Genomic DNA, 23,280 nt, shown 5'->3' with positions numbered 1-23,280 from the left:
ATAGAAACAGCACCAGCGAACAGGAGGCTGAGGTGTGGCCGAAAAAATGAACCGATCCCGACGGTGGGTAGTGATTGGCGTCGGTGCCGCGATTGCTGCCGGGTTTGCGATTAGGCAATACAGGCTGATCCCCGAAGATCACAACGGCAGTCGCATCAGCGTGGCCGACGCCCATGAGCAGGCAGTGGACGGGCGCGTTCTGCTGGTTGATATCCGCACACCGCGCGAGTGGCGCGCCTCGGGAATTGGCGAGGGCGCGGTACCGCTGGACTTGCGCCGCGAGGATTTCGTTGACGTTCTGACACAAATGACCGGCGGTGATCAGGCTGCGCCCGTGGCGCTGATTTGCGCCCGAGGGGTGCGGTCCGCGCGCCTCAGCAATCGTTTGATTGAAGCCGGATTCACAAATATCATCGACGTACCCGAGGGTATGTTGGGCTCGGCGGCCGGGCCGGGATGGGTAAGAGCCGGTTTACCGGTCCGCAAATACAATGAGGATGCGGGATGATCAGGGAAATCGGCCTGGCAGCAGTATTTGCCTTCACCGCGCAGTTGGCCCTGGCGGGTTGCGCTGATCAGGGGGAAATTTGCGAAACCTCCTTGGGCGCGTACCATATCGAACTGCCCGATGCGGAAAACCCGCCATTGGTGGTGTTTCTGCACGGATATGGCGGCAGTGGATCGGGAACGATGCGAAATCGCGGGATGGTCGAACCTCTGTTGGCGCGCGGTTATGCAGTGATGGCACCTGAAGGTTCGGAAAGGCCCAACCGGGGTGGCAGAAAAAGCTGGAATTTTATCCCTGGATTTGGCGAACGGGATGAAACCACCTTTCTGTCCGAAGTGGTTCAGGACGCGGAAAACCGGTTCGGAATCAATGCGGATCGGGTCATGCTGGGCGGGTTTTCGGCTGGTGGCTTTATGGTCAACTATCTCGCCTGCAAGTCACCCGGGACATTTTCGGCATATGTTCCGGTGTCCGGAGGATTCTGGCGGCCACACCCAGAAACCTGCAAGGGTCCGATCCGGATGTTACATACCCATGGCTGGACGGACAACGTAGTTCCGCTTGAGGGGCGCGTACTGGGCGGGGGCAGGTTTCAGCAGGGCGATATCTATGCCGGGCTCGAAATCTGGCGCGAGGCAAATGGCTGCGTCGATCACAAACCGGCCGGCTTTAGCACAACGGGGAATTTCATGCGTCGCCGCTGGACCACCTGTGCCAAAGGCAGCGCGCTGGAGTTCGCCTTGTTCCCGGGCGGTCATACAGTTCCAGCCGGTTGGGCCGATATGGTCGTGGATTGGTACGAAGGGCTTCCCGGCAGTTGATCACTCTGCCGGCGCCATCTTGATCTTGCCTTCAACCAGTTGCTTCAGCTCGGCCCGGTAACGGCGGGCCGACCGGGTGATGGCAGGTTCGCGGAAATCCTCGCGCATCCCGACCATCCGGCGTGCGGCACCGGCCGAAACACCGCTGAGTGCCGATAGCGGGATGGCCAGGGCGAGACTGATGGCAATCGGAGCCAACCAGATCGAGACCAGCCCGGACAGGATACCAACACTCAAGGCGATGCCACTGACTGTTTCCAATGCATGACACAGAAGCAGAGTGCGTAATCCGTAACTGCCACCGTCGCGTGCTTGCGGCGACCAGCCCCGCTGAATGCCAAGCGCCGTCCGGAAAACGGCGATCATCTGTTGCACCATCAGGATCGGCGCATACAGGATCGACAGAATGACCTCGGCCAGAAACGAGGTCAGGAACTTGAGGCCGCCTCCGAATTCGGAATAGCGTACACCGCTTAGCGGCAAAGCCAGAACTCCCAGCACCTTGGGTGCCAGCAGCATTGCATACATCACAAGAATGATCAGAACGTGCCGGGTTTCGGACATTTCCGGCCATTGCGGGAACAGCGGATTATCGGGGCTGAAGTAATGCAGGACAGAAGCGTCTTTGCCCTGACCGATCAGTGCCCACATCAAAAGCAGCGCAAACCACAAAGGTGACATCAAATAGCCAACGGCACCGTGGAACATGTGAAAACGCGAGACGGCCCGGAATCCAGTTGAGCCCAACAGTTTCAGGTGTTGCAGATTGCCCTGGCACCAACGCCGATCCCGCAACGCATGATCGATCAGTGTGGGGGGCGTTTCCTCGTAAGATCCCCGAATGCGCGGCAGGAACCGCACCGCCCATCCGGCACGGCGCAGCAATCCAGCCTCGACGAAATCGTGGCTCATGATCAGCTTATCCTGACCGTTGAGCGCACGCATCTTGGGCAGTCCGGCACTGGTAGCGAAAGCCTTGGTGCGGATAATTGCGTTGTGGCCCCAATAATTACCCTCTTGCCCGCACCAACGCGCCAACCCTTCGGCAAAGGCGATGCCATAGACTCCATTGGCAAATTGTTGCATTCGGGCAAAAACCGATTGCGCGCCGATCAGTTGCGGGTAGCTCTGAATCAGCCCGGCACCGGGATCACGCGCCAGCGCATCGGTCAGCCGGTGTATAGCGCGGCCGGTCATCAGGCTGTCCGCATCCAGAACCAGCATCGCGTCCCAGTCTGCGCCCCAGCGACTGACCCAGTCGGCGATGTTTCCCACCTTGCGGTCGGTGTTTTGCTCGCGACGGCGGTAATACAACTCCAGTCCTGGGGCGAGCGTGGTGCGCAGGGCTTCGACGCTGGCCTGTTCCTGTGCCGCGATTTCAGGATCGCGCGTGTCGGACAGGATGAACATGGCATAGTGATGCTGCCCACCGCGTGCCTGCAAATCTTCGAGCATGGTGCGGGCGTTGCCCAGCACGTTCCATGGCACTTCGTTGTATACCGGTGTCAAAAGGGCCACGCGCAGGGGCTGTGCTGTGCGTTTGCGCTGCGGACGATCCTGTCTCGACAGCGAAACCATACCCAGCAGAACGGTGCAGACCGTGAACGAAATCCAGAAGAAGTTGAACGAGATAAGCGCCAACAGGATGCCCTCGATCAGATTGATCCCGTGGGCGCTGAACCAGTCGCTCATGATCCACAGCAGGCCCAATGTCGCTACCATCGCCGGTGAAAACGCAAGCGCGCGCCAAAATCCAGTCGCGCCCGTGTCTGTGCCCGACGGGGCGTCAGCATCGTGGAACCCAACGCTGAAATTCTGCGCGGGCATCGCCAGAGGTGCCTCGGGCGGCATGATATGCAAATCGCGGTTCATATGGTCCATCGGTAAAGCCACACCTCAGAGGCAGGCTGTTTGTCTTTCAGCAGTTGCGCGCGCAACTCGACATGATCGCGCCCATCTGGCTGGAATGAAAACGCAAGACGCAATCCACCCGTATCCGGGTTGCGTTGCAGAACACCGTCCGAGGTTTCTGCATGAGGGGAATCCACGAAGACACTGATCGCCTCGATATTATCGAACAAATCGCTGCCTTCGAAATCGATGACAGCCAAACGCCCTTCACCGAAGGTGTTCTCGCCCATGGCAGTGTTGGTCACCCGTGGCATCGGAGTGCGCTGAGGCTCCTCACCCCATATCAGACGATAGGACAGGTCAACCCGACTGCCTGCTGCATAGGGTTCTGCCGGGCGCCAATAGGCAACGATGTTGTCGTAGATTTCCTGATCTGCCGGTATTTCGACCAAACTAACGGTGCCTTTGCCCCAGTCATTCTGAGGCTCGACCCACAGGCCCGGGCGTTTGTGATAATTCGCCTCAAGGTCGGCATAGTCCGAAAACTCGCGCTTGCGCTGCATCAGCCCGAAGCCTCGCGGGTTCTCGTCAACGAAGGAAGATATTTGCAGGCGGGTCGGGTTGGCCAGCGGACGCCACAACACCTCGCCCGCGCCATTGCGGATCAACAGCCCGTCGCTGTCATGGACGGCAGGGCGGAAATCGTCAAACCGGCTGTGGTTGGTCTGGTCGAACAGGAACATCGAGGTGCCCGGCGCGATACCCACATGAGGCAGGTCTTCGCGGGGAAAAAGCGTGGCCTCGACATCGATAACGCAATCTGCCCCCGCCGTGACATTGAAGCGATAGGCGCCAGTCACGCTCGGACTGTCCATCAACGCATGGACGACCATATTGCGATGGCCGGGTTTGGGGCGTTCCAGCCAGAAACGGATGAATTCAGGAAATTCCTCACCATCCGGTTCGCCTGTTTTCAGGGCCAGACCGCGTGCTGACAAACCGTAGACCTCGTCCAGACCGATAGCGCGGAAATAGCTGGCACCCTGCCAGACGCAGAATTCATCCGTCTTGCCGGGGCGGTGCATCTCGGTCCGAAGGCGCAGGCCTGAAAAGCCCAGAGTCTCGTCGATGGGCAATTGCGGCACATCTTCAGATTTCTCGAACATCCCCAGATCGAAAACGACCGGTGTGGTCATGCCATTTTCGACCGTTTCCACCTTGACTGTCCGAGGGAAATACAGGCCCGGTGTGAAGAAATCGACGTTGAATGGTGTTTCGGTCTCGTACCACAAAGCCCGGTCCAGTCGGAATCGGATCGAGCGATATTGTTCGTAAGTCAGATCCTGCCATTCCTGAGGAACCATTTCGCGTTCCGCATAAGGGCGGTTGGCCAGGTCGCGGGCCAGTTCGATCACGTGGTCGCGGTCAAAGGGGACTGCGCCCCCGGATGCATAGGCCGATGGGGCAAAGGCCAAGGCTGTCGTCGAGACGAGGAATGCGCGACGGGTTAAATTCATCTCTTCAATTTCCAGGGTTGAGACTTGAACCAAGATGCCAGATAAGCCACGCCAATGATCATGGCAAAGCCAATCATGTTGGCGACAAAGACGGTGGCAACATCCCGCCCAGTCTGATCAAGGGCAACGCCGATAAGTCGTGCTGCCGCCATGGAAAATACAAAGATTGCAAGGGATTGCTGACCGACTTTGGTGATGACTGTCAACAGGAACTGCCAGACGCGCGCGCCCATGCTGTGACCCGTCGCAATCAGGCGGTGACCATGTTCGCCTGCCGCGACCCAACCCAGATAGGCCAATGACAGAAAATGGACATATCGCAGCGCGCCAAACTCGGTTTTGTTGCGCAATTCGTCAGTCAGTGGCCAGATCTTTCGGATCGCAGCGCCCAACTCAGGCGCAGCGGTATTGACCCAGAGGAAGACCTTCCAAGATCCAAACGGAGCTGACAGGATCAGGAACAAGGCAGCCGCCCAGACCAGAGATTTCGATACCGGTGGAGCGGGAATCCAGCCGCGCATCAAGGCAAATCCGGTGAAGAACAGCAATTGCCAGCCAAACGGGTTGAAAAACCATTGCCGATCCGACCACGGCTCGGCCGGAAGGGCCAGCGCGCCGGTCTGGGTGACACACCAGATCGCCACAGATGCAGCAGCCATCAGCCAGAAACTGATACGGTATAGCGCGATGTAGAGCGGCATCAGCGCCAGTACCACCAGATACATCGGCAAGATGTCAAAGTAGTTCGGTACATAAGTCAGCGTGAAGAGCCCCACCATCTGCGGGGCGGGATCATCGAAGAAATGCTGAAGGTTCAGCGACGAGACATAGGTTTTCTCGAACGCACCGGTCAGGTCCAGCGCTGCCATTGTCATGGCAACAAAGAAGAACAGGGCAATATGGGCCCAATAAACCTGCCAGATGCGATAGGCCACACGGGCTGTGCCCATCCACCAGCCCTTGTACAGGAACGCCCCGCCAAAGGCGATGGCCGAGGCCATGCCCGAACAGAACACGAAGATCTCGGTTGCATCTGAGTACCCAAAGCGCGCCGGGATCCAATTCGCCCAGGGATCATTGGGAATGTGGGCAATCAGGATGATGAACATCGCGATGCCGCGATAGAAATCCAGTCGCGGGTCACGCGTGCGGGCGGGGGTCGCAGCCGAGGCCGCGACGGGTGCAAAATCAGCAGCGGGCGATATGGTCGCCATACGGTCTCTGTCCTTCTTGGTCGTCTTGTTACTCGGCGGGGACGCTTTGCATGTCTCCGCCGTCGCGCGCCGCATCAATCAGGGCGCGGCGCGCAATGGCATAATTGTCTTCACCGCCGGCGCGTTTAGCACGGCGGTCATCCAGAATACGTTCGACGGCATCCAGACGCCCGGCACGCAGACCCGAGTCGATGGTAATGCGTTCAAATACATCACGTTGTGCGTGGCTTCCACCGGCCAGTTGCATTGAACCGCGCGCCGCCAACAAGTGATCAAATGCCGTGCCATAATGGCCGTCACCAAAGGCTTCAAGGCCCATGGCGGCCGCGACACCGGGATCGGCCATACGGCGGGTGGTGTCGTCATTGGCACGCGCTGCATCCTTGTTCATGCGGGTCAGCATCTTGGCGGTGGCGTCGGCGCGGTTGTCACCGGTCAGCGCCAGTAGATAGTGCAGATCGGCGAAGATCAGGCAGCCATCTTCGGTGCGCGCAGCACTCAGGTCAGCCAGTTCTTCCCAGCGATTCCCAACATTTACGCCTTCAAGTTCAAGCCGCATCAGCAGCGAAGTTCCGTTCGAGATGTCGCGGTAATCGTCGGTTTTGTCCTTGCGGACGTGGTTGTCATACAGATCCATCACCTGATCAATCTGACCCAGATCCAGATGCATCAGAGCCTTATGCCACCAGACGTGATAGCGGAAGTTGTTGCAATGGGCCCAGGCCGCCTCGCGCCCGGCCAGCCAGTCAAGGCCCAGCTGCGCGTTGCCGGTCATTTCATGGACATGGGCCACCGCGTGCAGACCCCAGGCATCGTCGGACACCATCCAAAGCGCCTGACGTCCTGCAATTTCGGCCTTTTCGTAGGCTCCGGTTTCTTCCAGTGCGAAGGAATGGCAGCCCAGCAGATAGCCGCGACCGGGGTGATCGGGTTCATATGCTGGCATTACCCGTTCGATCGAACGGCGCATTCCATCCGGATCCCCCAGAACGAAACGGGTCGCATGGCTGAGTTTCATCGCCAACGTATCTTGTGGATGATCGCGCAGGACCGCTTCGAACTTTTGCACCGCCTGTGTCAGTTGGCCCGCCAGATACAGCCCCAATGCATCGACAAACAGCCGCTCGCGCGCCGAGACGGGCTGCCGGCTCATCGCAGCATTGGCAGCCGCCAAAGCCTCGACTGCAACCGCCATCATCTCACGCCGACCGAGAAGGGCCATGAACAGGCCTTTCACGGCATGACCCAAAGCAAAATCGGGCTCAAGCTCCAACACTTTGCCCAGATGTTGGGGTGTAGCCGCGGCATGAGCCATGAACCCAAGCAGAACACCATTCCAGGCTTCGACAGCTTCCGGCTGCGCCAAGGTGTTCATCTGTCCAAAAACGTCTTGTTTCATACTTGGGTCCAATCTGATTGCGGTATTTGACACTGTTTGATGTAACAGAGTGTGCGAGAGCGGCGTATCAGTATCGACCCCGCTCTCGAATTGGTGAAATGTCGTGTGTAAGAAAGTCGAAAAAATCCGCCGATTCAAAGGCATGTTTCAGCAACTTGCCGCCTAGTTGTGCAAGTGTTTCAATCGTCGAACGGGTTTTCAGCGCTTAACACCCAGTCAGTATCGGCCCCGCAGGTGGGTGGCGCGCTGCGATATGTTACAGGCGTGCGTGACAAGTTCAGGGGATTCCCGATCAGGTTCACGATACCGGGCTGGGCCTGCATCGAAATCTGCATTTTTCGTGCTGCCACCTGTTCCGTATCAAAAACCTGATCCAGCGTCTGGACCGGTCCTACGGGCACTTTCACGGCTTCAAGACCGGAAATTACTGATCGTGTATCCAGACCTTGGACAGCGGGCCGAAGAATGGCGTTTAGCGCATCACGGTGTTCCAGTCGCGCCGGGTTGGTCACGAATCTGGGGTCGTCGGCAAGTTCGGGTTGTCCCAGGAAACCGCACAGCTTTCTGAACTGGCCATCATTTCCAACCGCCAGAATGACATGCCCATCGGATGTCTCGTAGACGTCATAAGGCACGATGTTGGGGTGCCCGTTTCCACGGCGCTGCGGAACGTTGCCAGAAGTCAGGTAATTGACGCCCTCGTTGATCAGCCATGCGATCTGAGAATCAACAAGTGCCAGATCGACCTGCTGGCCTTCACCGGTCAGGTCGCGGTGGCGCAGCGCGGCCAAAATGCCAACGCTTGCATACATTCCGCACATCACATCAGCGATGCCGACCCCCACTTTCATCGGCGCGCCTTCCGGGTCGCCGGTCAGGGACATGATCCCACCATAACCTTGCGCCATCAGGTCATAGCCGGGTTTGCTGGCGTTCGGCCCTGTTTGGCCGTAGCCCGAAATCGAGCAGTAAACGAGGCTGGGGAATTCCTGCGACAGGGCGGCATAGTCCAGCCCGTATTTCGCCAGACCGCCGGGTTTGAAATTCTCGATCAGAATATCCGCGTGTGAGGCCAGCCGTCGGATTTCCGCCTGACCTTTCTCAGTCGCGATATCCAGCGCCACGGATTTCTTGTTTCGGTTCGCTGACATGAAATAGGCGCTCAGGTCCGAGCGGTTGCCGTCGGCATCGGTGACATAGGGCGGACCCCATTGCCGTGTGTCGTCGCCCCCGGTGGCAGGGTTTTCGATCTTGATGACGCTTGCGCCCAGATCACCCAGCAACTGCGTGCAGGTCGGCCCGGCCAGAATACGGCTGAGGTCCAGAACCTTGACGCCCTTCAGCGGGCCCTCAGATGCGGCCATCGTATCCTCCACGGTCGATTTCAGCGGCGATGACGGTAAATGTCTCGGCCTTTACAGCAGCTTCAAGTGCTGCACGCAACTCTGCCCGGTTGCGGACAGTGTGACCGTTCCCACCAAATGCACGGCCCATGGCCGCGAAGTCATGGTGACCGAAATCCACGCCATTCTTGCCCATTTGCCGCTGCCGCTGTTTCAACTCGATAAGGGCAAGGCTGGCATCAACGAAGACAAGAAAGATCGGATTGCCGCCCATTTCAGCCGCCGTCGACAATTCCCCGGCGACCATCAGAAACCCGGCATCACCCGAAAAGCTGATCACCGGGCGGTCAGGCTCGGCCAGTTTCAGACCAATGGCCATTGGGACAGCACAGCCCATGGTGCAGAGCGCCGAGGATTGGATCAGCCCACGTTCCTCGCTGCAGTCCCACATCTGGCTCAGCAGAATGCGATGCGCGCCGCTGTCGGCGGTTGCCAGCGTTTCGGGGCGCAGGGTAGCGCGCGTTTCGGCGATGACCGCTGCGGGCCCCCAGTCCTCATCAGTGGGAAAGGCCTGTGCCAGAGCAGATTTGACCTGCGCGGGCTCACCACCCGGCCACGTTGCGCGGGCAGGGTTTCCCTTGGCAATGGCCTCCAGCGTCTCGCCCGTGTCAGCCACCAGATTAAGACCCGCCTGATGCATGTAGTGGTCATTGATCACCGCTGATATGTCGATGACGCGCTTTTCTTCGGGGTCCCAGATTTCGCGCCAGCCGGGGCGCATTTCGATCGGGTCATACCCCAGACACAGCACCAGATCGGCTTGTTCGATCAATGGGACAAGGTGCTTGTCTGCCAAAGGCGACAGGCCAGCGCCGCCCAAACACAAAGGGTGATCTTCGGGAACAACACCCTTGGCCTTGTAGGTGGTCACAAATGGAATTCCGAAATGTTCCAAAAACGCCTGCACCACACTGCGCGAGTCGTCATAGAGGACATCGAGACCAATAATGGCGATTGGGCGCTCGGCCTCAGCCACCCAGCGCCGGGCTTTTTCAAGGCATTCACCATTGGGACTGACAGGCGCGACCTTGGCCAGACGGCGGCGTTTCACACCCGTCACTGGCGTATCGGCGACCGAGATCGGAACATCGATATGGACCGGGCCCGGTCGCGGCTGTGTGGCCAGTGACACCGCCTTGTCTGCGACGATATCCGCGCCCTTGACCGTCAGTGTGAACGTGCCCTTGGTGATGGAACGGTAAACCTGGCTGTGATCCATGACCTGATGAGTATAGGTCAGCGCCTCGTCCGCATCGACGCAACCGGTCAGAACGATCATCGGAACACGGTCCTGTAACGCATTGGCCACCACATTGATGCCGTTCATCGCGCCCGGACCCAAAGTGGCGACCAGAATCGCAGGCGCGCCGTCGCGGTGATGCACGGCCTCGGCCATGAATCCGGCCGAGTTTTCATGTTTTGTCAGATGAAAGGTGATGCCCGCCTTTTCAAGCGCATCCACCAGTGTCAGGACCTCACCCCCCGGCATTCCAAAGGCGTGGCGGCACCCCGCTTCATACAGGCGTTGGGCCAGAAGATCGGCGGCGCGCGGCGTGGGGTCCTGCATCAGTCATGCTCCGAGATAACCGTTTCGAAGCAGATTGCGGAGGACGCCACCAGACGCAAGGCGGATCACGTCAGTGTGACTATTTGACTGCGTCTTCAGCGACAGATTGAAAGGTTTTATCAAGTTTTGCAGCAATGTCCTGCAAAGCTTGTCCGCCTTCCGCCATGTAAGGGTCAAACACGAAACTGGGGGTCTTGTAAGACAGGGTTGCGGTTCCGTCCTCGTTCTCGGTGACATAGAAACGGATCGGTGCTTCGATCATTGCATTGGTAGAGGTTTCCAGCACCCTTACCGCGTAATCGTTGTTGAACGCGCCAATAACCAGATTGCCCGGAATGGTGATTCCGCGCGCCGCAGCTGCCTTGGTGGGGCCGGCCTGCGTGACCACTATCAATCCGTTGTCCTTGATCGCAGCCTTGGTTGCATCGACCAGTTCCGAGTAGGTTTTGTCCGCAGGAAACACGGCCCAACCGGCTGGGACGTCCTGTGCCCAAACGGGTAAAGTGATCAGGCAGAGCAAGGGAATGAGGGCTTTCATTGTCACGTCTCCTGTATTGAGGTGCAACCTGTGTGCCAGACCTGACCGTCCAGCGACATCACAAACCCGTGTTCATGTGCCCGTTCGTTATTTCTGCCGCGTCTTCAACAGGTAGATATCCATGATCCAGCCATGTTCGGCGCGGGCCCTCGCCCGGGTCTCAAGGATATTTTGCGCAACCTCATCCAGCGGGCCACTAATCAGAACCTCTTCTTTCATACCCACATAGGCGCCCCACCAGATGTCATAATCTGCCAAATCAAGGGTTTGGAACGAGCATTCGCCATCCAGCATCACCGCGACGTTCGAGGCCGCATCGGGCCAGCCTTCGTCCCGGATACGACGACCGGTTGTGACAACGTAGGGCGCGCCCAGATCATTGATGGGAATCACATGGGCAGCGGTCAGCGCCTGCAACGCGGTGATGCCGGGGATAACCTTGGTATCGGGTTGCGGGTTCAACCGGGCAGCGATGCGCAATGAGCTGTCATAGAGGGACGGATCCCCCCAGATCAGCAACGCGACATTCTGCGCCTCTGGATGAGCGGCAATGGCCGCTTGCCAGCGCAGGGCGATGGCGTCGTGCCATTCATCGACACCGCGCAGGTAGCCATCGTCGGCCCGGCGCTGGGGAATATCGAAATAGGCGATCTGTGGCGGCGTTTCGGCGACACGCTCAATGATCGCTTCACGCAGCCCGGCCAGATCAGCCTTGTTTTCCCCTTTGCGCGGAATCAGGATCAAATCTGCCGCCCGGATCGCCTGCGCACCCTGAAACGTGACATGATCCGGATTGCCGGTGCCGATGCCGATCAAGCTCAAATCAATCATCGTCGAACTCCGCCAACGGGCCGTAAAGGATCAGCGCCGGTGCTTTGCTGATCTCGGTTTTCAGCTGTTCCGCCAGCGCGCCAATCGTAGCGCGTTGCAGTTTTTGGTCGGGGGTTGAGACGGATTCGGCCATAAGCGCAGGAGTATCCAACGGCAATCCTTGAGTGTGCAGGGCTTCGACGAGCAAGGGGAAGGTGCGTTTGCCCATGAAAACGACGGTGGTGGCCTGTGGATCGGCCAGCGCCTTGAGGTTCAGGTCGTTGGGCAATTCACCACTGACGTCATGGCCGGTCACGAACTGAACCCGTCGGGCCGTAAGCCTGCGCGTCAATGGAATGCCTGCAGCCGCTGCCGCTGCCACTGCTGAGGGGACGCCGGGAATGATCTCATAGGCGATACCGGCTGCGCGCAGGGCGACAAGCTCTTCCTCAAGCCGTCCGAACATACCGCCGTCGCCGGATTTCAGGCGCACCACATGCTGACCGGATTGCGCGTAATCCACCAGCAACCGGCTGACATGGTCCTGCTTGGGTGACGGACGACCGGCCCGCTTTCCGACACCAACCAGATCCGCATCGTCGCGCGCATGGCTCAGGATCGGGCCGCTGCTGAGATCGTCGAACAAGATCGCGTCGGCCTTTTGCATCCGGTCCACCGCCTTGAGCGTCAGCAGTTCCGGATCTCCGGGGCCAGAGCCGATGAAAGAGACAAAGCCACTCATGCCGACGCCTCCGCAATCAGGTGAAAGAACGTGCCAGTGACATTGCCACGCAGTGATCCGGTTTGCGGGCCTTCTTCCCCTTCGGCGTCAAACACGCGTGCCAATGGGGCGTCCGGTTGGTCCACGATCGAGGAATAATGGAACTCGTGTCCGCGCAATGCCGATCCTTTGGCAAAGCCGGGCATAGGGGCCAGAAGGGCGGCCTTTCTGTAACCAAGGTTGAACTTGCGCTTCTGATAAGATGTGACAAGGCCCAGCAAACCAGCCATTTCATGGTGCACGCCGTCCTTGTCGATCAGCGCCTGACCAAGCGCCATGTAGCCGCCGCATTCTCCGTGCACCGGTTTTGTTTCCGCGTGTTTACGCAAACCACTCAGAAAGGTGGTGGCCGCTGCCAATGTTCCGGCGTGCAATTCGGGATACCCGCCGGGCAACCAGACCAGATCGGCATCCGCCGCCGGAGGTTCGTCTGCCAAGGGTGAAAAAGGCAAGATCTCGGCACCCGCATCGTGCCACCCTTGCAAAAGGTGGGGATAGGTAAAGGAAAAGGCGGCATCACGGGCCAGCGCGATCCGCTGGGCCGGGGGCCGCGGCAGTGCGGCTGACGAAGGTCCGCTGGGGCCTGAGGAAGCTGCCCGCTTGATTGCGTCAAGGTCCACATGTTCTCGTAAAAACGCAGCATAGCCTACAATGGCGCTTTCCAGATCGGGGTGTTCGACCGCCTGAATAAGTCCCAGATGCCGCTCTGGCAGGGTCAAATCACCACGGCGGGGCAGCACGCCCAGAACAGGCAGGCCCGCGCGCTCCATTCCCAGACGGGTCAGGCGTTCGTGGCGGGGGCTGGCGCATCGGTTCAGGATCACTCCGGCAAAGGGCAGATCGGGATTGTACATCCTGAACCCCAGCGCCGTTGCCGCCGCTGATTGTGCCTGCCCGCCCACATCCAGCACAAGCACAACGGACCAGCCCATGCGCAGGGCGGTCTCGGCGCTCGAACCGTGCCCAACTTCGCCAGGCTTTGCGACACCGTCGAACAAACCCATCGAACCCTCGGCCACCACAATGTCAGCGCCTTCGGCCTGAGCAGAAATTGCACTGAGCAGGGGATCTGCCATCGCCCAGCTGTCCAGATTGAACGAAGCCCGCCCGGCAGCTGCCCGGTGAAAGGCGGGATCGATATAATCCGGCCCGCTTTTAAAGGGTTGCACGGTCAGGCCGTCTTCGGCCAGCGCGCGCAAAAGGCCCAGCATGACCGTCGTCTTGCCAGTACCCGAAGAGGGTGCTGAAATCAGAATACCCGGAGGGTTAGTCATCACCATGGCTCCAGCTTGACCAAGGGCTGTCGGTACTTTGCGGGCGATAGCGGCGGTCGTAATCTCTGGAATAAAGACAGCTTTCGTCAAAACCCTCACCGGCCAGCGCAGGGCCGACCATGATCAAAGCCGTGCGCGAGATGCTTTCATCCAGCGACCCTTTCAGAGTTTCCAGCGTTGCGCGGATGATCTGTTCATCCGGCCAGCTTGCGCGATACACAACGGCCACCGGGCAGTCCGGGCCATAAGCCGGGGTCAGGTCTGCAATAACCTTGTCCAGATTGCCGATTGACAGATGAATGGCCAAAGTCGCGCCGGTACGGGCAAAATTAACCAGGGTTTCACCTTCGGGCATGGATGACGCGCGCCCCGGCGTTCTGGTCAGAACCACCGACTGCGCTAGTCCCGGCAGGGTCAGTTCGGTGCCCAGGGCCGCTGCCGCGGCGGCAAAGGATGGTACGCCAGGGGTCACACTGACCGGAATGCCCAAGTCTTTCAGGCGGCGGATCTGTTCGCCCATCGCCGACCAGACTGACAAATCGCCCGAATGCAGCCGCGCCACATCCTGACCCGCTTTATGCGCGACTTCGATCTCGGCCATGATCTGGTCCAGATCCATGGGCGCAGTGTTGATGATTTTTGCGTCTTTGGGGCAGTGGCTCAGAATTTCCGCTGGCACCAGCGACCCGGCATAAAGGCACACGGGGCACGAGGCGATGATGTCGCGCCCACGCAATGTCAACAGGTCTGCAGCGCCCGGTCCGGCGCCGATGAAATGAACGGTCATGTTTGTCCTCCGATGGCGATGGCGCAGGTGGCCAGCCGGTCGTCCGAAATATGTCTGGGTGAAAGCAGTCGCGCGCCGGACCCGGCGGCGGCAAGGGCCGATGCTTCGGCAACGCTGCCGGTGCCATAAGCGGCACGGCTGCGGTTCGAGCATGTCAGGGTGCGTTGTCCGGCCAAATCGGCAGCCGCCACGAAGTGCAGCGGAAGAGCAAGGCTTTCCGCAAAGGCCACCAGCGCAGAGTGGCCGTTTTTGTCAGCGACCGTCGCCAGAGCTTGGACATCATGGCTGGCCGCTGCCGCGTCATAGGCGGCGCGCAAACTGTCTGCCGTCGCGTCGGATGAAAAGCCCAAGCCTGCCACGATCATAACGTCACGCTCCACTGGACAACCGGATAGGCAGATTTCCAGCCGCGCCGCGGTCCGAGGGGTGCAGAATGAGCCAGTTCGATCCGCAACAGGTCTCCGCCCAGATCTTGGTGCCATCGCGCCAACAGGGCTTCGCTTTCCAGAGTTACCGCGTTGGCGATCATCCGGGTGCCAGCGGGCAGGGCGTCGCGAAGCCACGCCAGCAGGCTGGCGCTTAGCCCACCGCCGATGAAAACCACATCCGGAAGGGGCAAACCGGCCAGCGCTTCGGGTGCTGTGCCGTGGACAACCTGTAACCGATCCTGCCCCAGCGCGTCGGCATTGCGGCGAATGCGTTCGGCCCTGTCGGCGCGGGGTTCGATACTGGTGGCTGTCAGGGTCGGGTCGCACATCAGCCATTCAATACTGATCGAGCCGGTGCCACCGCCAATGTCCCACAGATGTTCGCCCCGCTGCGGTGCCAGTGCGGACAGGGTCAGTGCCCGGATCGGGCGTTTGGTGATCTGGCCGTCGGTTTCAAAAAGATCATCCGGCTTACCCGAGGCCTTGGAAAGTCCCCGCCCAGTGCCGGTCACTTCCAGCCCGACGCAGACAGGATGATCGAAGGTTCCCAGCAGAGCTTCGGTCAGGCTCACTGTCTGGATGCTTTCCCGCGGGCCGCCGAGGGCCTGCATCACATGCAACGCGCTGTCGGCAAAACCGGTTTCGCTCAGATATGTCGCCAGTTCAGCAACCGCCTTGCCGTCACGCAAAAGCACAATGGCATGAAGATCCGGGGCCAGATGCGGCCGCAATCGGGTCAAAGGCGCAGCGTGCAGGCCGAACGTCGGCGTGCTTTCCAAAGGCCAGCCCAGCCGCGCGGCGGCCAGCGAAAACGTGGACTGGCCGGTCAGGGCGGTCCACTCGTTGGCATCGAAGTTACGCGCGATGACGGACCCCGCGCCAAACCAGAACGGATCACCTGACGCCAGAACCACCGTCTGCCGTCCGCGCAGGCCTTTCAGGATCGGCAATCCGTCCGAGAACGGCACCGGCCATTCGACTCGCTCAGCCTCGTTTTCCGGCAGCAGCGACAGGTGACGAGGCGGCCCCATGATCACTTCGGCCCGGTCCAGCACTTGACGGCTTGCAGGCGACAGGCCATCAAGCCCATCTTCGCCCAATCCCAAAACGGTCAGCCACGGAGACTCAGACATGCCCAACCTCCTGATTCTTGGCGGCACGACCGAGGCCAACGCTTTGGCCAAAGCTGTTGCGGAACAAGGGATTACGGCTGTGTATTCTTATGCGGGACGGGTGGAAACCCCGCGTCCGCAGCCGTTGCCGGTGCGAGTTGGCGGGTTTGGAGGCCCGGAAGGTCTGGCCCACTACATCCGTGAAAACGCGATCACCCATGTCGTGGATGCGACCCATCCATTTGCGGCGCAGATGAGCCGGAATGCGATTGAGGCGTGTCACACAACTCAGGTTCCACTGGCCGCCTTGACCCGCGCGGCGTGGAAGCCGCAACCCGGCGATGTCTGGCACCGCGTGCCCGATATCCCTGCCGCCGTCGATGCGCTTGCAGGTGATCCTCAGCGTGTGTTCCTGGCTGTCGGACGTATGCATCTTGAAGACTTTGCTGCCCAGCCCCAGCACCACTACCTGCTGCGTCTGGTGGACGAACCCGACAGCGTGCCCTTGCCTCTGGCGCAGATTGTCGTGGCCCGGGGTCCTTTTGCAGAAGCCGATGACCGCGCACTGATGCAGCAACATAGGACGCAACTTGTGGTGTCCAAGAATGCGGGCGGCTCGGGCGCGCGCGCCAAGCTGGACGCAGCGCGGGCGCTGGGCCTGCCAGTGCTTATGATCGAGCGCCCTGTTCTGCCTAAGCGGACCGAGCTTTCGGCTGTCACACAGGTTCTGGACTGGGTGTCTCATCCCTGATCCTCGACCGGGGTGAAGCGTGGCGTATAGACGATCGGCGTGCCTTTGCGTTCGATGACTCGGGTGCGCGACGAACCGACAATAACCACGGTCTGCATATCCGCCATCTCGGGCGTGGCCTCGGCCAGAGTAGAAACCCGGATCACCTCATCCGCTCGTGACACGGCGCGCGCAAACAGGATCACCCGCTCGGGCTCGCATTCTTCGCGTAGGATTTCCAGTGTCTTTACAAAGCCTTCCGGGCGGGATTTCGAGCGGGGATTATAGAAGGCCATCGAAAAATCGGCTTGCGCAGCTAAGCGCAGGCGTTTTTCGATCAGCGACCAAGGCTTTAGGTTGTCGCTAAGGTTGATGGCGCAAAAATCATGCCCCATCGGAGCGCCTGCGCGGGCAGATGCGGCCAGCATCGCGGTGATCCCCGGCAGCACATCTATCTGAATGTCACGCCATTCTGTTGGGCCATTCTCCAACGCTTCGAACACAGCTGCAGCCATAGCAAACACACCGGGATCGCCCGAGGACACAACAACCACCCGCCTGCCGTCGGCGGCCATTTGCAGCGCGTGTTGCGAGCGGTCGATTTCAACCCGGTTGTCACTGGCGTGCAGGGTCAGGCCGGGGCGGTCGGCCACGCGGGCCACATAAGGGATATAGCCCACCACATCAGTGGCGTCGGCCAAAGCCGCTGTAACTTCGGGGGTGACCAGCGCTTCGTCCCCCGGACCAAGGCCTGCGATCTTGACCCAGCCGCTCATGGTCGGCGCCCTTGACCATGAACAACGATGATCGAGAAATACGGGGTGATCTTCTCGCAGGCCTCAGACAGTTTTGTCACCGTCTGGTTCGGCATTTGCGCGTATTCGACAATCCATGCGCGGTCGTACAACCCGGAGGTTTTCAGTGCGCGTTTCACCTTGTCGATGTTCCGCCCGATCTTCATCACGACCAAAGCATCTGTCTTCGCCATGCGTTCAGCCAGAACCTCCTCGGGCAGGGTGCCGACCAGAACGGTCAGCACATCATCCCCCCAGGTGATCGGATCGCCGGTGGCCGTCCATGCACCGGACATACCGGTGATGGCTGGTACAACCTCGACCGGAGCTTCGTCACGCAACCGATTGTAAAGATGCATGAACGAGCCGTAGAAAAACGGATCGCCCTCACACAATACCACCACATCCTCACCCTGTTCCGACAGCGTCTTCAGGTGTGCTGTGCACTCTTCATAGAACGCGGCCAGCAACTCGTTATAACGCGGATCAGTGACCGGGATTTCGGTGGTCACCGGGTATTCCATCGGGAATTCAATCGCGCCTTCGGGGATCATCCCGTTGACGATTTTGCGGGCCTGACCGCTGCGACCCGGTTTGCGAAAGAATGCCACGTGTTTGGCGTTGCGTAGAAGGCGATCGGCCCGGACACTCATCAGATCAGGGTCACCGGGGCCAAGGCCCACGCCGTATATGGTACCCATTTTCATTCCGCCCGGCTTGCGATGGCGTTGATGGCTGCAACGGTGATGGCGCTGCCACCCAGACGGCCTTTGACAATGCAGGAGGGGACGGGTTGCGCCTGCCACAACGCGTCTTTGGATTCCACCGCTCCGACAAATCCGACCGGGCAGCCGATGATCGCAGCAGGGCGCGGGCAATCCGGGTCTTCCAGCATGTTCAGCAAGTGAAACAGCGCGGTGGGCGCGTTTCCAATGGCGACCAGAGCACCTTCCAGATGCGGACGCCAGAATTCCAGCGCAGCGGCAGAACGGGTGTTGCTCATCTTGGTGGCCAGAGGGCGCACGCGTTCGTCATGGAGGGTGCAGATCACCTGGTTGTCGGCAGGCAGACGGAAGCGGGTCACACCTTCGCTGACCATGCGCGCGTCACACAGGATCGCCGCGCCGTTTTCCAGCGCCGTGCGTGCGGCCTGCACAAATCCGGGTGAGAAATGTACAAACTCCTCCAGCCCGACCATGCCGGCGGCGTGGATCATCCGAACGGCGACCTGCTCTTCATCGGTATCAAAGCGGGCCAGATCAGCCTCGGACCGGATGGTGGCAAAGCTTTCCTTGTAGATCGCCGCGCCATCAGTTTCGTAAGTGTAGGGCATCAGGTGAAGTCCATGGTCATGAGTGTTTCGGAGTCGAGGCCGCGTTGGCAGGGCTCATCCCCTGCGCAGCCCTGTTTGACAAGATCAAATCGCCCGTTGTTGCCGACCACTGTGATCTCGGCCGGGCCCATATGGGCGCACCCCTTGGCGCAGCCCGAGACATGCAGACGACCGTGAATGCGCCGAGCCAATGCACGGGCGATGTCGCGGGTTTCCACCTGCGCTTGCGGGCAGAACGGCGCGCCGGGGCAGGCGTCGGTTGTCATCATCGGATCGGCTCCGTCCATGACGAAATCCGGGGAGGGTATCGCCGCCCCGCCTTCCAGCAGGATCAGCCGCCACGGGGTGACACGCAGGGCAGAAGCGCCGCTGGCTTCAACCAGTTCACAAAGCTTGCGCGCAGGCAGCGAGCCGAATGCCGCGCCGTAGAGAGAACCCAGTTCACAGGGGCCGGGTTGCAGTTTTTCACCGATAGGACCGGGGGCAAATCCCTGCCAATCCTGTGGCAGCGCGTAGGCGACCCGCGCCATGCGGCGTGTCTCGGCCGTATAGGTCTGTGCAAACCAACGGGCCAGCGCGATCACGTGGTCGATGGCGTCGCCTTCGGCCACACACCGCCCGGTTTTGCAGCCGTCGGCGCGCAGGATCAGACCGTCAGCACCCAGTTCCAGACGAATATCTGCGGAATCCGAGGCCAACAGGCGCGTCGGGCCTGTATCTATGGCAAAACCGAACTTAGCGGGCAGAGCAGGCAGTTCCGCCAGTCGATCGATCAATTCCTGCGTCAGCCGCGCGGTCAAATCGCCCGCCTGATAGAGCGGAGTGACCAGAATATTGCGGCGTACTTCGATGCCGGGTTCCGCATCAAGCAAGTCCAGCGCCGCAAGCTCCACAAGCAACGGCTGGTGGTCGCGCTCATCCACGCCGCGCAGCTGCAGGTTGGCACGATTGGTCAGGTCAATGGTGCCGTTGCCGAACTGTTCAGCCAGTTCGCACAAGCCAATAGCCTGCCTGGCATTCAGTCGCGCCAGACGCGGACGGACCCGCACGACCAGCCCGTCGCCTGACATCATCGGGCGATGCGCGCCGGGACACCAGCCTTGAACGATAGGTGCACTCATCTCAAACCCTCCAAATCGGCCCGGATCGAATTCCGGCGCGTGTTCCAAAGCCCCGCTTCCAGCAATGCACGGAACCTGTCTTGCATGGCCTGATGGGCCTTCGGGTTGGTCTCTTGTAGAAAGGTATCAACGGCCTCATTACCCAAAGTGGCTTCGTGATAGAGATCAAACAGATGCGGAGCGACAGTGCCGGACAGATGCGCGAAAGAGGCCATGTGATCCAGCGTCGCAGCAATCTCGGCGGCGCCGCGAAAACCATGGCGCTGCATCCCCGCAATCCAGCCGGGGTTGGCAGCGCGGGCATGAACGACGCGGCTGATTTCTTCCGGCAGAGTCCGGGCGCGCGGATTATCTGGGTTGGTGTTGTCCAGATGGTAAAGCTGAGCGGTGCCCCCAGCGACCTTTTTGGCGGCGGCAAAACCGGCTTCATGCGTGGCATAGTCGTTGGCCAGCAGCAGGTCAGTTTCCGTCAGATCCTGGAGGTGAACAAAACTGTCGGCATTGGCGACACGATCCGTGATTCCCGCTTTGTCCTGCGCGATGTGTTCACCTTCCAGCGCGTACGAGCTGGCCTCAAGCCATGCCTCCCCGGCTTGGGCGCGCGCCTCGTCCGTATAGGTCTCGGACAGATGGGTCATGTTCAGGCCGTAACTGCCGGGTGCCGGGCCAAACACCCGCGTAGCCGGGGCGTGACCGGCATAGGGGTTCCAGTCGGTCGCTTCATCACGCTCTGACAAAGCCCGAACCGCCTGACCATAAAGGGCTGACAATGTGGGGAACACATCGCGAAACAAGCCCGAAACCCGCAGGGTGACGTCCAGACGCGGGCGGCTCAGGTCGGTGATGGGTAAAACTTCGATACCCGAAACCCGCTCGGATCCCTTGTCCCAAACCGGCTTTACACCCAGAAGGTGCAGGGCCATGGCGAATTCTTCGCCCGCAGTGCGCATGGTGGCCGATCCCCACAGATCGACAATCAGCCCTTTCGGGTAATCACCTTCCTCCTGCAAGTGCCGCCGTACCAGTTCCTCGGCCAGTTTCACGCCTTGCGTGTAAGCTGCGCGGGTGGGCACAGATCGCGGATCGGTGGTGTAAAGGTTTCGCCCGGTCGGCAGCACGTCAAGGCGGCCCCGATAGGGCGAGCCGGACGGGCCAGCCTCGATCCTCTTACCGGCCAGCGCATTGATCAGAGCATTGCGCTCGGCATGGGCGGATGGGGCAGGGTCGAAACTGCCGGTCACGTCCGGGACACGCCCATAGACGTGCAGCCCGTCGCCAAACTGACTTTCTTTGATATCGCAGACAAAGCGGTCAATGCGCGTGATAGCTTCGGCGGTGCTGGTGGCCTGATCCAGACCCAGATCGTTCTCCAGTCCAATGGCCTGTGCTTCTTCCCGGATATCTTCCTGCAACCGGTTACGGCGTCTGGGGTCAAGACCGTCCGCGTTTGAAAACTCGTCCAGCAGGGCTTCCAGCCGCACCATCCGGTCAGGCGTTCCGCTTTCTTTCATGGGAGGCGGGATGTGGCCCAGGGTCACCGCGCCGATCCGGCGTTTGGCCTGCGCGGCCTCGCCCGGGTCGTTGACGATGAACGGGTAGATCACCGGCAGGTCTCGGATCAGCGCCTCGGGCCAGCAGTTTGCCGATAGGGCAACTGATTTGCCGGGCAGCCATTCCAGCGTTCCATGCGCACCGATATGGATCAGCGCATCCGCTCCAAGACCTTTGCGCAGCCATAGATAGAAGGCGACATAGCTATGGCGCGGGGTGCGCGAAAGGTCGTGATAGTCGTCATCGCGCAGCTCGGGTGTTCCGCGTTCTGGTTGCAGTGCGACCAGTGCCTTGCCGCGTCGCAAAGCCGTGAAGTGAAACGCGTCATGAGCGAAAATTGGGTCTTGCTCGGGATCGCCCCATACGGTGTGCAGATCGGTGCGCAGGGTCTCGGGCAATTCAGCGAGTGCACTCAGATAATCCTCAAGCGGCCACGATACCCGGGCGTCCAAGAGTGTGTCGGCAATCGGTTCGGCAGCCGTGATGTCGTAGCCTTCACCGTGAAGATCAGACAGCATCGCTTCGGCTGAGGCCAACGCGTCGAGACCGACCGCATGGGCCATCTGCCAGTCTTTGCCGGGATATGTGGACAGTACCAACGCGGGGATCTGGTCTGCCTTGGGTTTATCACTCAGAGCAAGCCAGCCAGATACCCGGTCGATGATCGCCTCGATCCGGTCCGGCTCGGCCCGATGCGCAAAACGCGAGTATTCCAGATGCGGATCGCGCTTGCCCGGCTCTTTGAAGGAGGCAATGCCTGCTGATATTCGCCCGTCCACTTCGGGTAATACCACGTGCATGGCGAGGTCGGCAGGCGACAGGCCGCGTTCGGCCTCGGCCCAAGCCTTGCGTCGCGAGGTGGCGAGGGCGACCTGAAACACCGGCACATTCGCCGCGTCCAGAGGCGACGTGCCAGACGCGCCCTTACCCGAGAATGAAGTGGCGTTGATGATGGCCGATGGTCTGAGGGCAACGACCTGTTCCCTGAGCCAGTTGGCAGCGGCCGGGGCCTTGAGCGACGGGGCGAACAAACCCACCGCCTGGAGCCCGCGGGCGCGCAGGCTGCGGATCAGGGCCGCGACCGGGGCTGTGTCTGCTGATGTCAGATAAGCGCGGTAGAAGGTTACGAGAATGCGTTTAGCATCGTTCTCGAACGCGCAATCCACCGGGATGACACCCTGTTCCGGGCACCACGCACCGCATTCGGGCACGGTTTTCGCGCCCATCACCGGGCCGGCATAAAGCCCTGCTGCTAACGCCATCTGGGCCAATGCGGCCTGCGCGGCGACTTCTCCGCCGGTATCACACAGATGTGCCAGCCGCCGCAGGGTCGAGAGGGGCAGGGTCGAATACTCATCCAACCGAGTGTCTTCGCGCCCATCCGCCGGTAAAACGGCCAGCGCGATGCCTTTGGCCTGTGCCAGTGCCAGAACCCGTTGCAACCCGTAAGACCAATAGGGCACGCCACCGATCAGACGGATCAGGATGCCCTTTGCGCCTTCAAGTGTCTGTTCAACATAGGTGTCGACGGACAGTGGGTGTTTCAATGCTGCAAGATTGGCCAGTCGCAAGGTTGGCATCCGCCCCTCAGGTCCGCCGCCGCGATGCCAGCCCGCCGCGAAAGCGCCCAGGTCACTGTCGGAAAAGGACAGTACAACCAGATCAGCCGGGCTTTGGCCCAGATCGGTTGGGGTCTCGGTTTCCTCGAGCCCGTGGCTTTCGCGAAAGACGACGTGCATGA

Annotated in this window: 21 protein-coding genes; 3 read left to right on the top strand and 18 right to left on the bottom strand. The window is 60.3% G+C overall.

Annotated features, from left to right (window positions below; all coding sequences use genetic code 11):
- The first annotated feature begins 46 nt into the window (after nt 1–46).
- Complete coding sequence (locus tag ACR3FC_RS04005) at nt 47–508, top strand: rhodanese-like domain-containing protein (RefSeq protein WP_480476795.1); 462 nt, start codon at nt 47–49, stop codon at nt 506–508.
- Nucleotides 505–1,329: a CE1 family esterase gene (locus ACR3FC_RS04000; protein WP_480473519.1), complete on the top strand. Its 825-nt coding sequence runs from the start codon at nt 505–507 to the stop codon at nt 1,327–1,329. Before ACR3FC_RS04005 ends, ACR3FC_RS04000 begins: the two co-directional genes overlap by 4 nt.
- On the opposite strand, the gene mdoH is transcribed toward ACR3FC_RS04000, so the two are convergent.
- The 13 genes from mdoH to cbiE all read right to left on the bottom strand — a co-directional run bounded on the left by mdoH (nt 1,330) and on the right by cbiE (nt 16,031).
- The gene (gene mdoH, locus ACR3FC_RS03995; protein ID WP_480473518.1) at nt 1,330–3,201 is read right to left on the bottom strand and encodes a glucans biosynthesis glucosyltransferase MdoH; all 1,872 of its coding nucleotides are present in this window, start codon (nt 3,199–3,201) and stop codon (nt 1,330–1,332) included.
- Nucleotides 3,198–4,697 carry an OpgD/OpgG family glucan biosynthesis protein gene (locus ACR3FC_RS03990; RefSeq protein WP_480473517.1) on the bottom strand — a complete coding sequence of 500 codons (1,500 nt, stop codon included), beginning with the start codon at nt 4,695–4,697 and terminating at the stop codon, nt 3,198–3,200. Before ACR3FC_RS03990 ends, mdoH begins: the two co-directional genes overlap by 4 nt.
- The gene (locus tag ACR3FC_RS03985; RefSeq protein ID WP_480473516.1) at nt 4,694–5,911 is read right to left on the bottom strand and encodes an OpgC family protein; all 1,218 of its coding nucleotides are present in this window, start codon (nt 5,909–5,911) and stop codon (nt 4,694–4,696) included. Before ACR3FC_RS03985 ends, ACR3FC_RS03990 begins: the two co-directional genes overlap by 4 nt.
- A 28-nt stretch (nt 5,912–5,939) precedes the next feature.
- Nucleotides 5,940–7,310: a tetratricopeptide repeat protein gene (locus tag ACR3FC_RS03980; RefSeq protein WP_480473515.1), complete on the bottom strand. Its 1,371-nt coding sequence runs from the start codon at nt 7,308–7,310 to the stop codon at nt 5,940–5,942.
- A gap of 179 nt (nt 7,311–7,489) precedes the next feature.
- Nucleotides 7,490–8,674, bottom strand: coding sequence for a CaiB/BaiF CoA transferase family protein (locus tag ACR3FC_RS03975; protein WP_480473514.1), 1,185 nt, complete (start codon nt 8,672–8,674; stop codon nt 7,490–7,492).
- Nucleotides 8,661–10,280, bottom strand: a complete 1,620-nt coding sequence (locus ACR3FC_RS03970; RefSeq protein WP_480473513.1) for a thiamine pyrophosphate-binding protein — start codon at nt 10,278–10,280, stop codon at nt 8,661–8,663. The genes ACR3FC_RS03975 and ACR3FC_RS03970 overlap by 14 nt, the downstream gene beginning before the upstream one ends.
- 79 nt (nt 10,281–10,359) lie before the next feature.
- Nucleotides 10,360–10,818, bottom strand: coding sequence for a DUF302 domain-containing protein (locus tag ACR3FC_RS03965; RefSeq protein WP_480473512.1), 459 nt, complete (start codon nt 10,816–10,818; stop codon nt 10,360–10,362).
- Nucleotides 10,819–10,905: 87 nt separating this feature from the next.
- Nucleotides 10,906–11,649: a precorrin-6A synthase (deacetylating) gene (gene cobF, locus ACR3FC_RS03960; RefSeq protein ID WP_480473511.1), complete on the bottom strand. Its 744-nt coding sequence runs from the start codon at nt 11,647–11,649 to the stop codon at nt 10,906–10,908.
- Nucleotides 11,642–12,370: a uroporphyrinogen-III C-methyltransferase gene (gene cobA / locus ACR3FC_RS03955; RefSeq protein ID WP_480473510.1), complete on the bottom strand. Its 729-nt coding sequence runs from the start codon at nt 12,368–12,370 to the stop codon at nt 11,642–11,644. The genes cobF and cobA overlap by 8 nt, the downstream gene beginning before the upstream one ends.
- Nucleotides 12,367–13,689 (bottom strand): cobyrinic acid a,c-diamide synthase CobB, encoded by a 1,323-nt coding sequence (locus ACR3FC_RS03950; protein WP_480473509.1) that lies wholly within the window; start codon nt 13,687–13,689, stop codon nt 12,367–12,369. The genes cobA and ACR3FC_RS03950 overlap by 4 nt, the downstream gene beginning before the upstream one ends.
- A complete protein-coding gene (cobM, locus tag ACR3FC_RS03945) occupies nt 13,676–14,470 on the bottom strand; it encodes a precorrin-4 C(11)-methyltransferase (protein ID WP_480473508.1) in 795 nt (264 codons plus the stop codon). Before cobM ends, ACR3FC_RS03950 begins: the two co-directional genes overlap by 14 nt.
- Nucleotides 14,467–14,835, bottom strand: a complete 369-nt coding sequence (locus ACR3FC_RS03940; RefSeq protein WP_480476793.1) for a cobalamin biosynthesis protein — start codon at nt 14,833–14,835, stop codon at nt 14,467–14,469. Before ACR3FC_RS03940 ends, cobM begins: the two co-directional genes overlap by 4 nt.
- Nucleotides 14,832–16,031, bottom strand: a complete 1,200-nt coding sequence (gene cbiE / locus ACR3FC_RS03935; RefSeq protein WP_480473506.1) for a precorrin-6y C5,15-methyltransferase (decarboxylating) subunit CbiE — start codon at nt 16,029–16,031, stop codon at nt 14,832–14,834. Before cbiE ends, ACR3FC_RS03940 begins: the two co-directional genes overlap by 4 nt.
- Between cbiE and ACR3FC_RS03930 the strand changes: the two genes are divergently transcribed.
- Nucleotides 16,030–16,761 carry a cobalt-precorrin-6A reductase gene (locus ACR3FC_RS03930; protein ID WP_480473504.1) on the top strand — a complete coding sequence of 244 codons (732 nt, stop codon included), beginning with the start codon at nt 16,030–16,032 and terminating at the stop codon, nt 16,759–16,761. The genes cbiE and ACR3FC_RS03930 overlap by 2 nt on opposite strands.
- Here ACR3FC_RS03930 and cobJ read toward each other — a convergent pair.
- The 5 genes from cobJ to cobN are packed head-to-tail and all read right to left on the bottom strand — an operon-like array spanning nt 16,752 to nt 23,278.
- Nucleotides 16,752–17,516: a precorrin-3B C(17)-methyltransferase gene (gene cobJ / locus ACR3FC_RS03925; protein ID WP_480473502.1), complete on the bottom strand. Its 765-nt coding sequence runs from the start codon at nt 17,514–17,516 to the stop codon at nt 16,752–16,754. The genes ACR3FC_RS03930 and cobJ overlap by 10 nt on opposite strands.
- Nucleotides 17,513–18,241: a precorrin-2 C(20)-methyltransferase gene (locus tag ACR3FC_RS03920; protein WP_480473500.1), complete on the bottom strand. Its 729-nt coding sequence runs from the start codon at nt 18,239–18,241 to the stop codon at nt 17,513–17,515. The genes cobJ and ACR3FC_RS03920 overlap by 4 nt, the downstream gene beginning before the upstream one ends.
- Nucleotides 18,238–18,867: a precorrin-8X methylmutase gene (locus ACR3FC_RS03915; protein WP_480473498.1), complete on the bottom strand. Its 630-nt coding sequence runs from the start codon at nt 18,865–18,867 to the stop codon at nt 18,238–18,240. Before ACR3FC_RS03915 ends, ACR3FC_RS03920 begins: the two co-directional genes overlap by 4 nt.
- On the bottom strand, nt 18,867–19,988 hold the full coding sequence (locus ACR3FC_RS03910) for a cobalamin biosynthesis protein CobG (protein WP_480473496.1): 1,122 nt from the start codon (nt 19,986–19,988) through the stop codon (nt 18,867–18,869). Before ACR3FC_RS03910 ends, ACR3FC_RS03915 begins: the two co-directional genes overlap by 1 nt.
- A complete protein-coding gene (gene cobN, locus ACR3FC_RS03905; protein ID WP_480473494.1) occupies nt 19,985–23,278 on the bottom strand; it encodes a cobaltochelatase subunit CobN in 3,294 nt (1,097 codons plus the stop codon). The genes ACR3FC_RS03910 and cobN overlap by 4 nt, the downstream gene beginning before the upstream one ends.
- Between the last annotated feature and the right edge of the window lie 2 nt (nt 23,279–23,280).

The sequence above is a fragment of the Ruegeria sp. AF3 genome, from assembly GCF_056536285.1.
This window is presented reverse-complemented; position numbering and strand designations above follow the sequence as displayed.

Bases quoted from the DNA above. Each gene is read 5' to 3' on its own strand.
- ACR3FC_RS04005 (WP_480476795.1), top strand. From the start codon at position 47: ATGAACCGATCCCGACGGTGGGTAGTGATTGGCGTCGGTGCCGCGATT.
- ACR3FC_RS04000 (WP_480473519.1), top strand. From the start codon at position 505: ATGATCAGGGAAATCGGCCTGGCAGCAGTATTTGCCTTCACCGCGCAG.
- mdoH (WP_480473518.1), bottom strand. From the start codon at position 3,201: ATGAACCGCGATTTGCATATCATGCCGCCCGAGGCACCTCTGGCGATG.
- ACR3FC_RS03990 (WP_480473517.1), bottom strand. From the start codon at position 4,697: ATGAATTTAACCCGTCGCGCATTCCTCGTCTCGACGACAGCCTTGGCC.
- ACR3FC_RS03985 (WP_480473516.1), bottom strand. From the start codon at position 5,911: ATGGCGACCATATCGCCCGCTGCTGATTTTGCACCCGTCGCGGCCTCG.
- ACR3FC_RS03980 (WP_480473515.1), bottom strand. From the start codon at position 7,310: ATGAAACAAGACGTTTTTGGACAGATGAACACCTTGGCGCAGCCGGAA.
- ACR3FC_RS03975 (WP_480473514.1), bottom strand. From the start codon at position 8,674: ATGGCCGCATCTGAGGGCCCGCTGAAGGGCGTCAAGGTTCTGGACCTC.
- ACR3FC_RS03970 (WP_480473513.1), bottom strand. From the start codon at position 10,280: ATGCAGGACCCCACGCCGCGCGCCGCCGATCTTCTGGCCCAACGCCTG.
- ACR3FC_RS03965 (WP_480473512.1), bottom strand. From the start codon at position 10,818: ATGAAAGCCCTCATTCCCTTGCTCTGCCTGATCACTTTACCCGTTTGG.
- cobF (WP_480473511.1), bottom strand. From the start codon at position 11,649: ATGATTGATTTGAGCTTGATCGGCATCGGCACCGGCAATCCGGATCAT.
- cobA (WP_480473510.1), bottom strand. From the start codon at position 12,370: ATGAGTGGCTTTGTCTCTTTCATCGGCTCTGGCCCCGGAGATCCGGAA.
- ACR3FC_RS03950 (WP_480473509.1), bottom strand. From the start codon at position 13,689: ATGGTGATGACTAACCCTCCGGGTATTCTGATTTCAGCACCCTCTTCG.
- cobM (WP_480473508.1), bottom strand. From the start codon at position 14,470: ATGACCGTTCATTTCATCGGCGCCGGACCGGGCGCTGCAGACCTGTTG.
- ACR3FC_RS03940 (WP_480476793.1), bottom strand. From the start codon at position 14,835: ATGATCGTGGCAGGCTTGGGCTTTTCATCCGACGCGACGGCAGACAGT.
- ACR3FC_RS03930 (WP_480473504.1), top strand. From the start codon at position 16,030: ATGCCCAACCTCCTGATTCTTGGCGGCACGACCGAGGCCAACGCTTTG.
- cbiE (WP_480473506.1), bottom strand. From the start codon at position 16,031: ATGTCTGAGTCTCCGTGGCTGACCGTTTTGGGATTGGGCGAAGATGGG.
- cobJ (WP_480473502.1), bottom strand. From the start codon at position 17,516: ATGAGCGGCTGGGTCAAGATCGCAGGCCTTGGTCCGGGGGACGAAGCG.
- ACR3FC_RS03920 (WP_480473500.1), bottom strand. From the start codon at position 18,241: ATGAAAATGGGTACCATATACGGCGTGGGCCTTGGCCCCGGTGACCCT.
- ACR3FC_RS03915 (WP_480473498.1), bottom strand. From the start codon at position 18,867: ATGCCCTACACTTACGAAACTGATGGCGCGGCGATCTACAAGGAAAGC.
- ACR3FC_RS03910 (WP_480473496.1), bottom strand. From the start codon at position 19,988: ATGAGTGCACCTATCGTTCAAGGCTGGTGTCCCGGCGCGCATCGCCCG.
- cobN (WP_480473494.1), bottom strand. From the start codon at position 23,278: ATGCACGTCGTCTTTCGCGAAAGCCACGGGCTCGAGGAAACCGAGACC.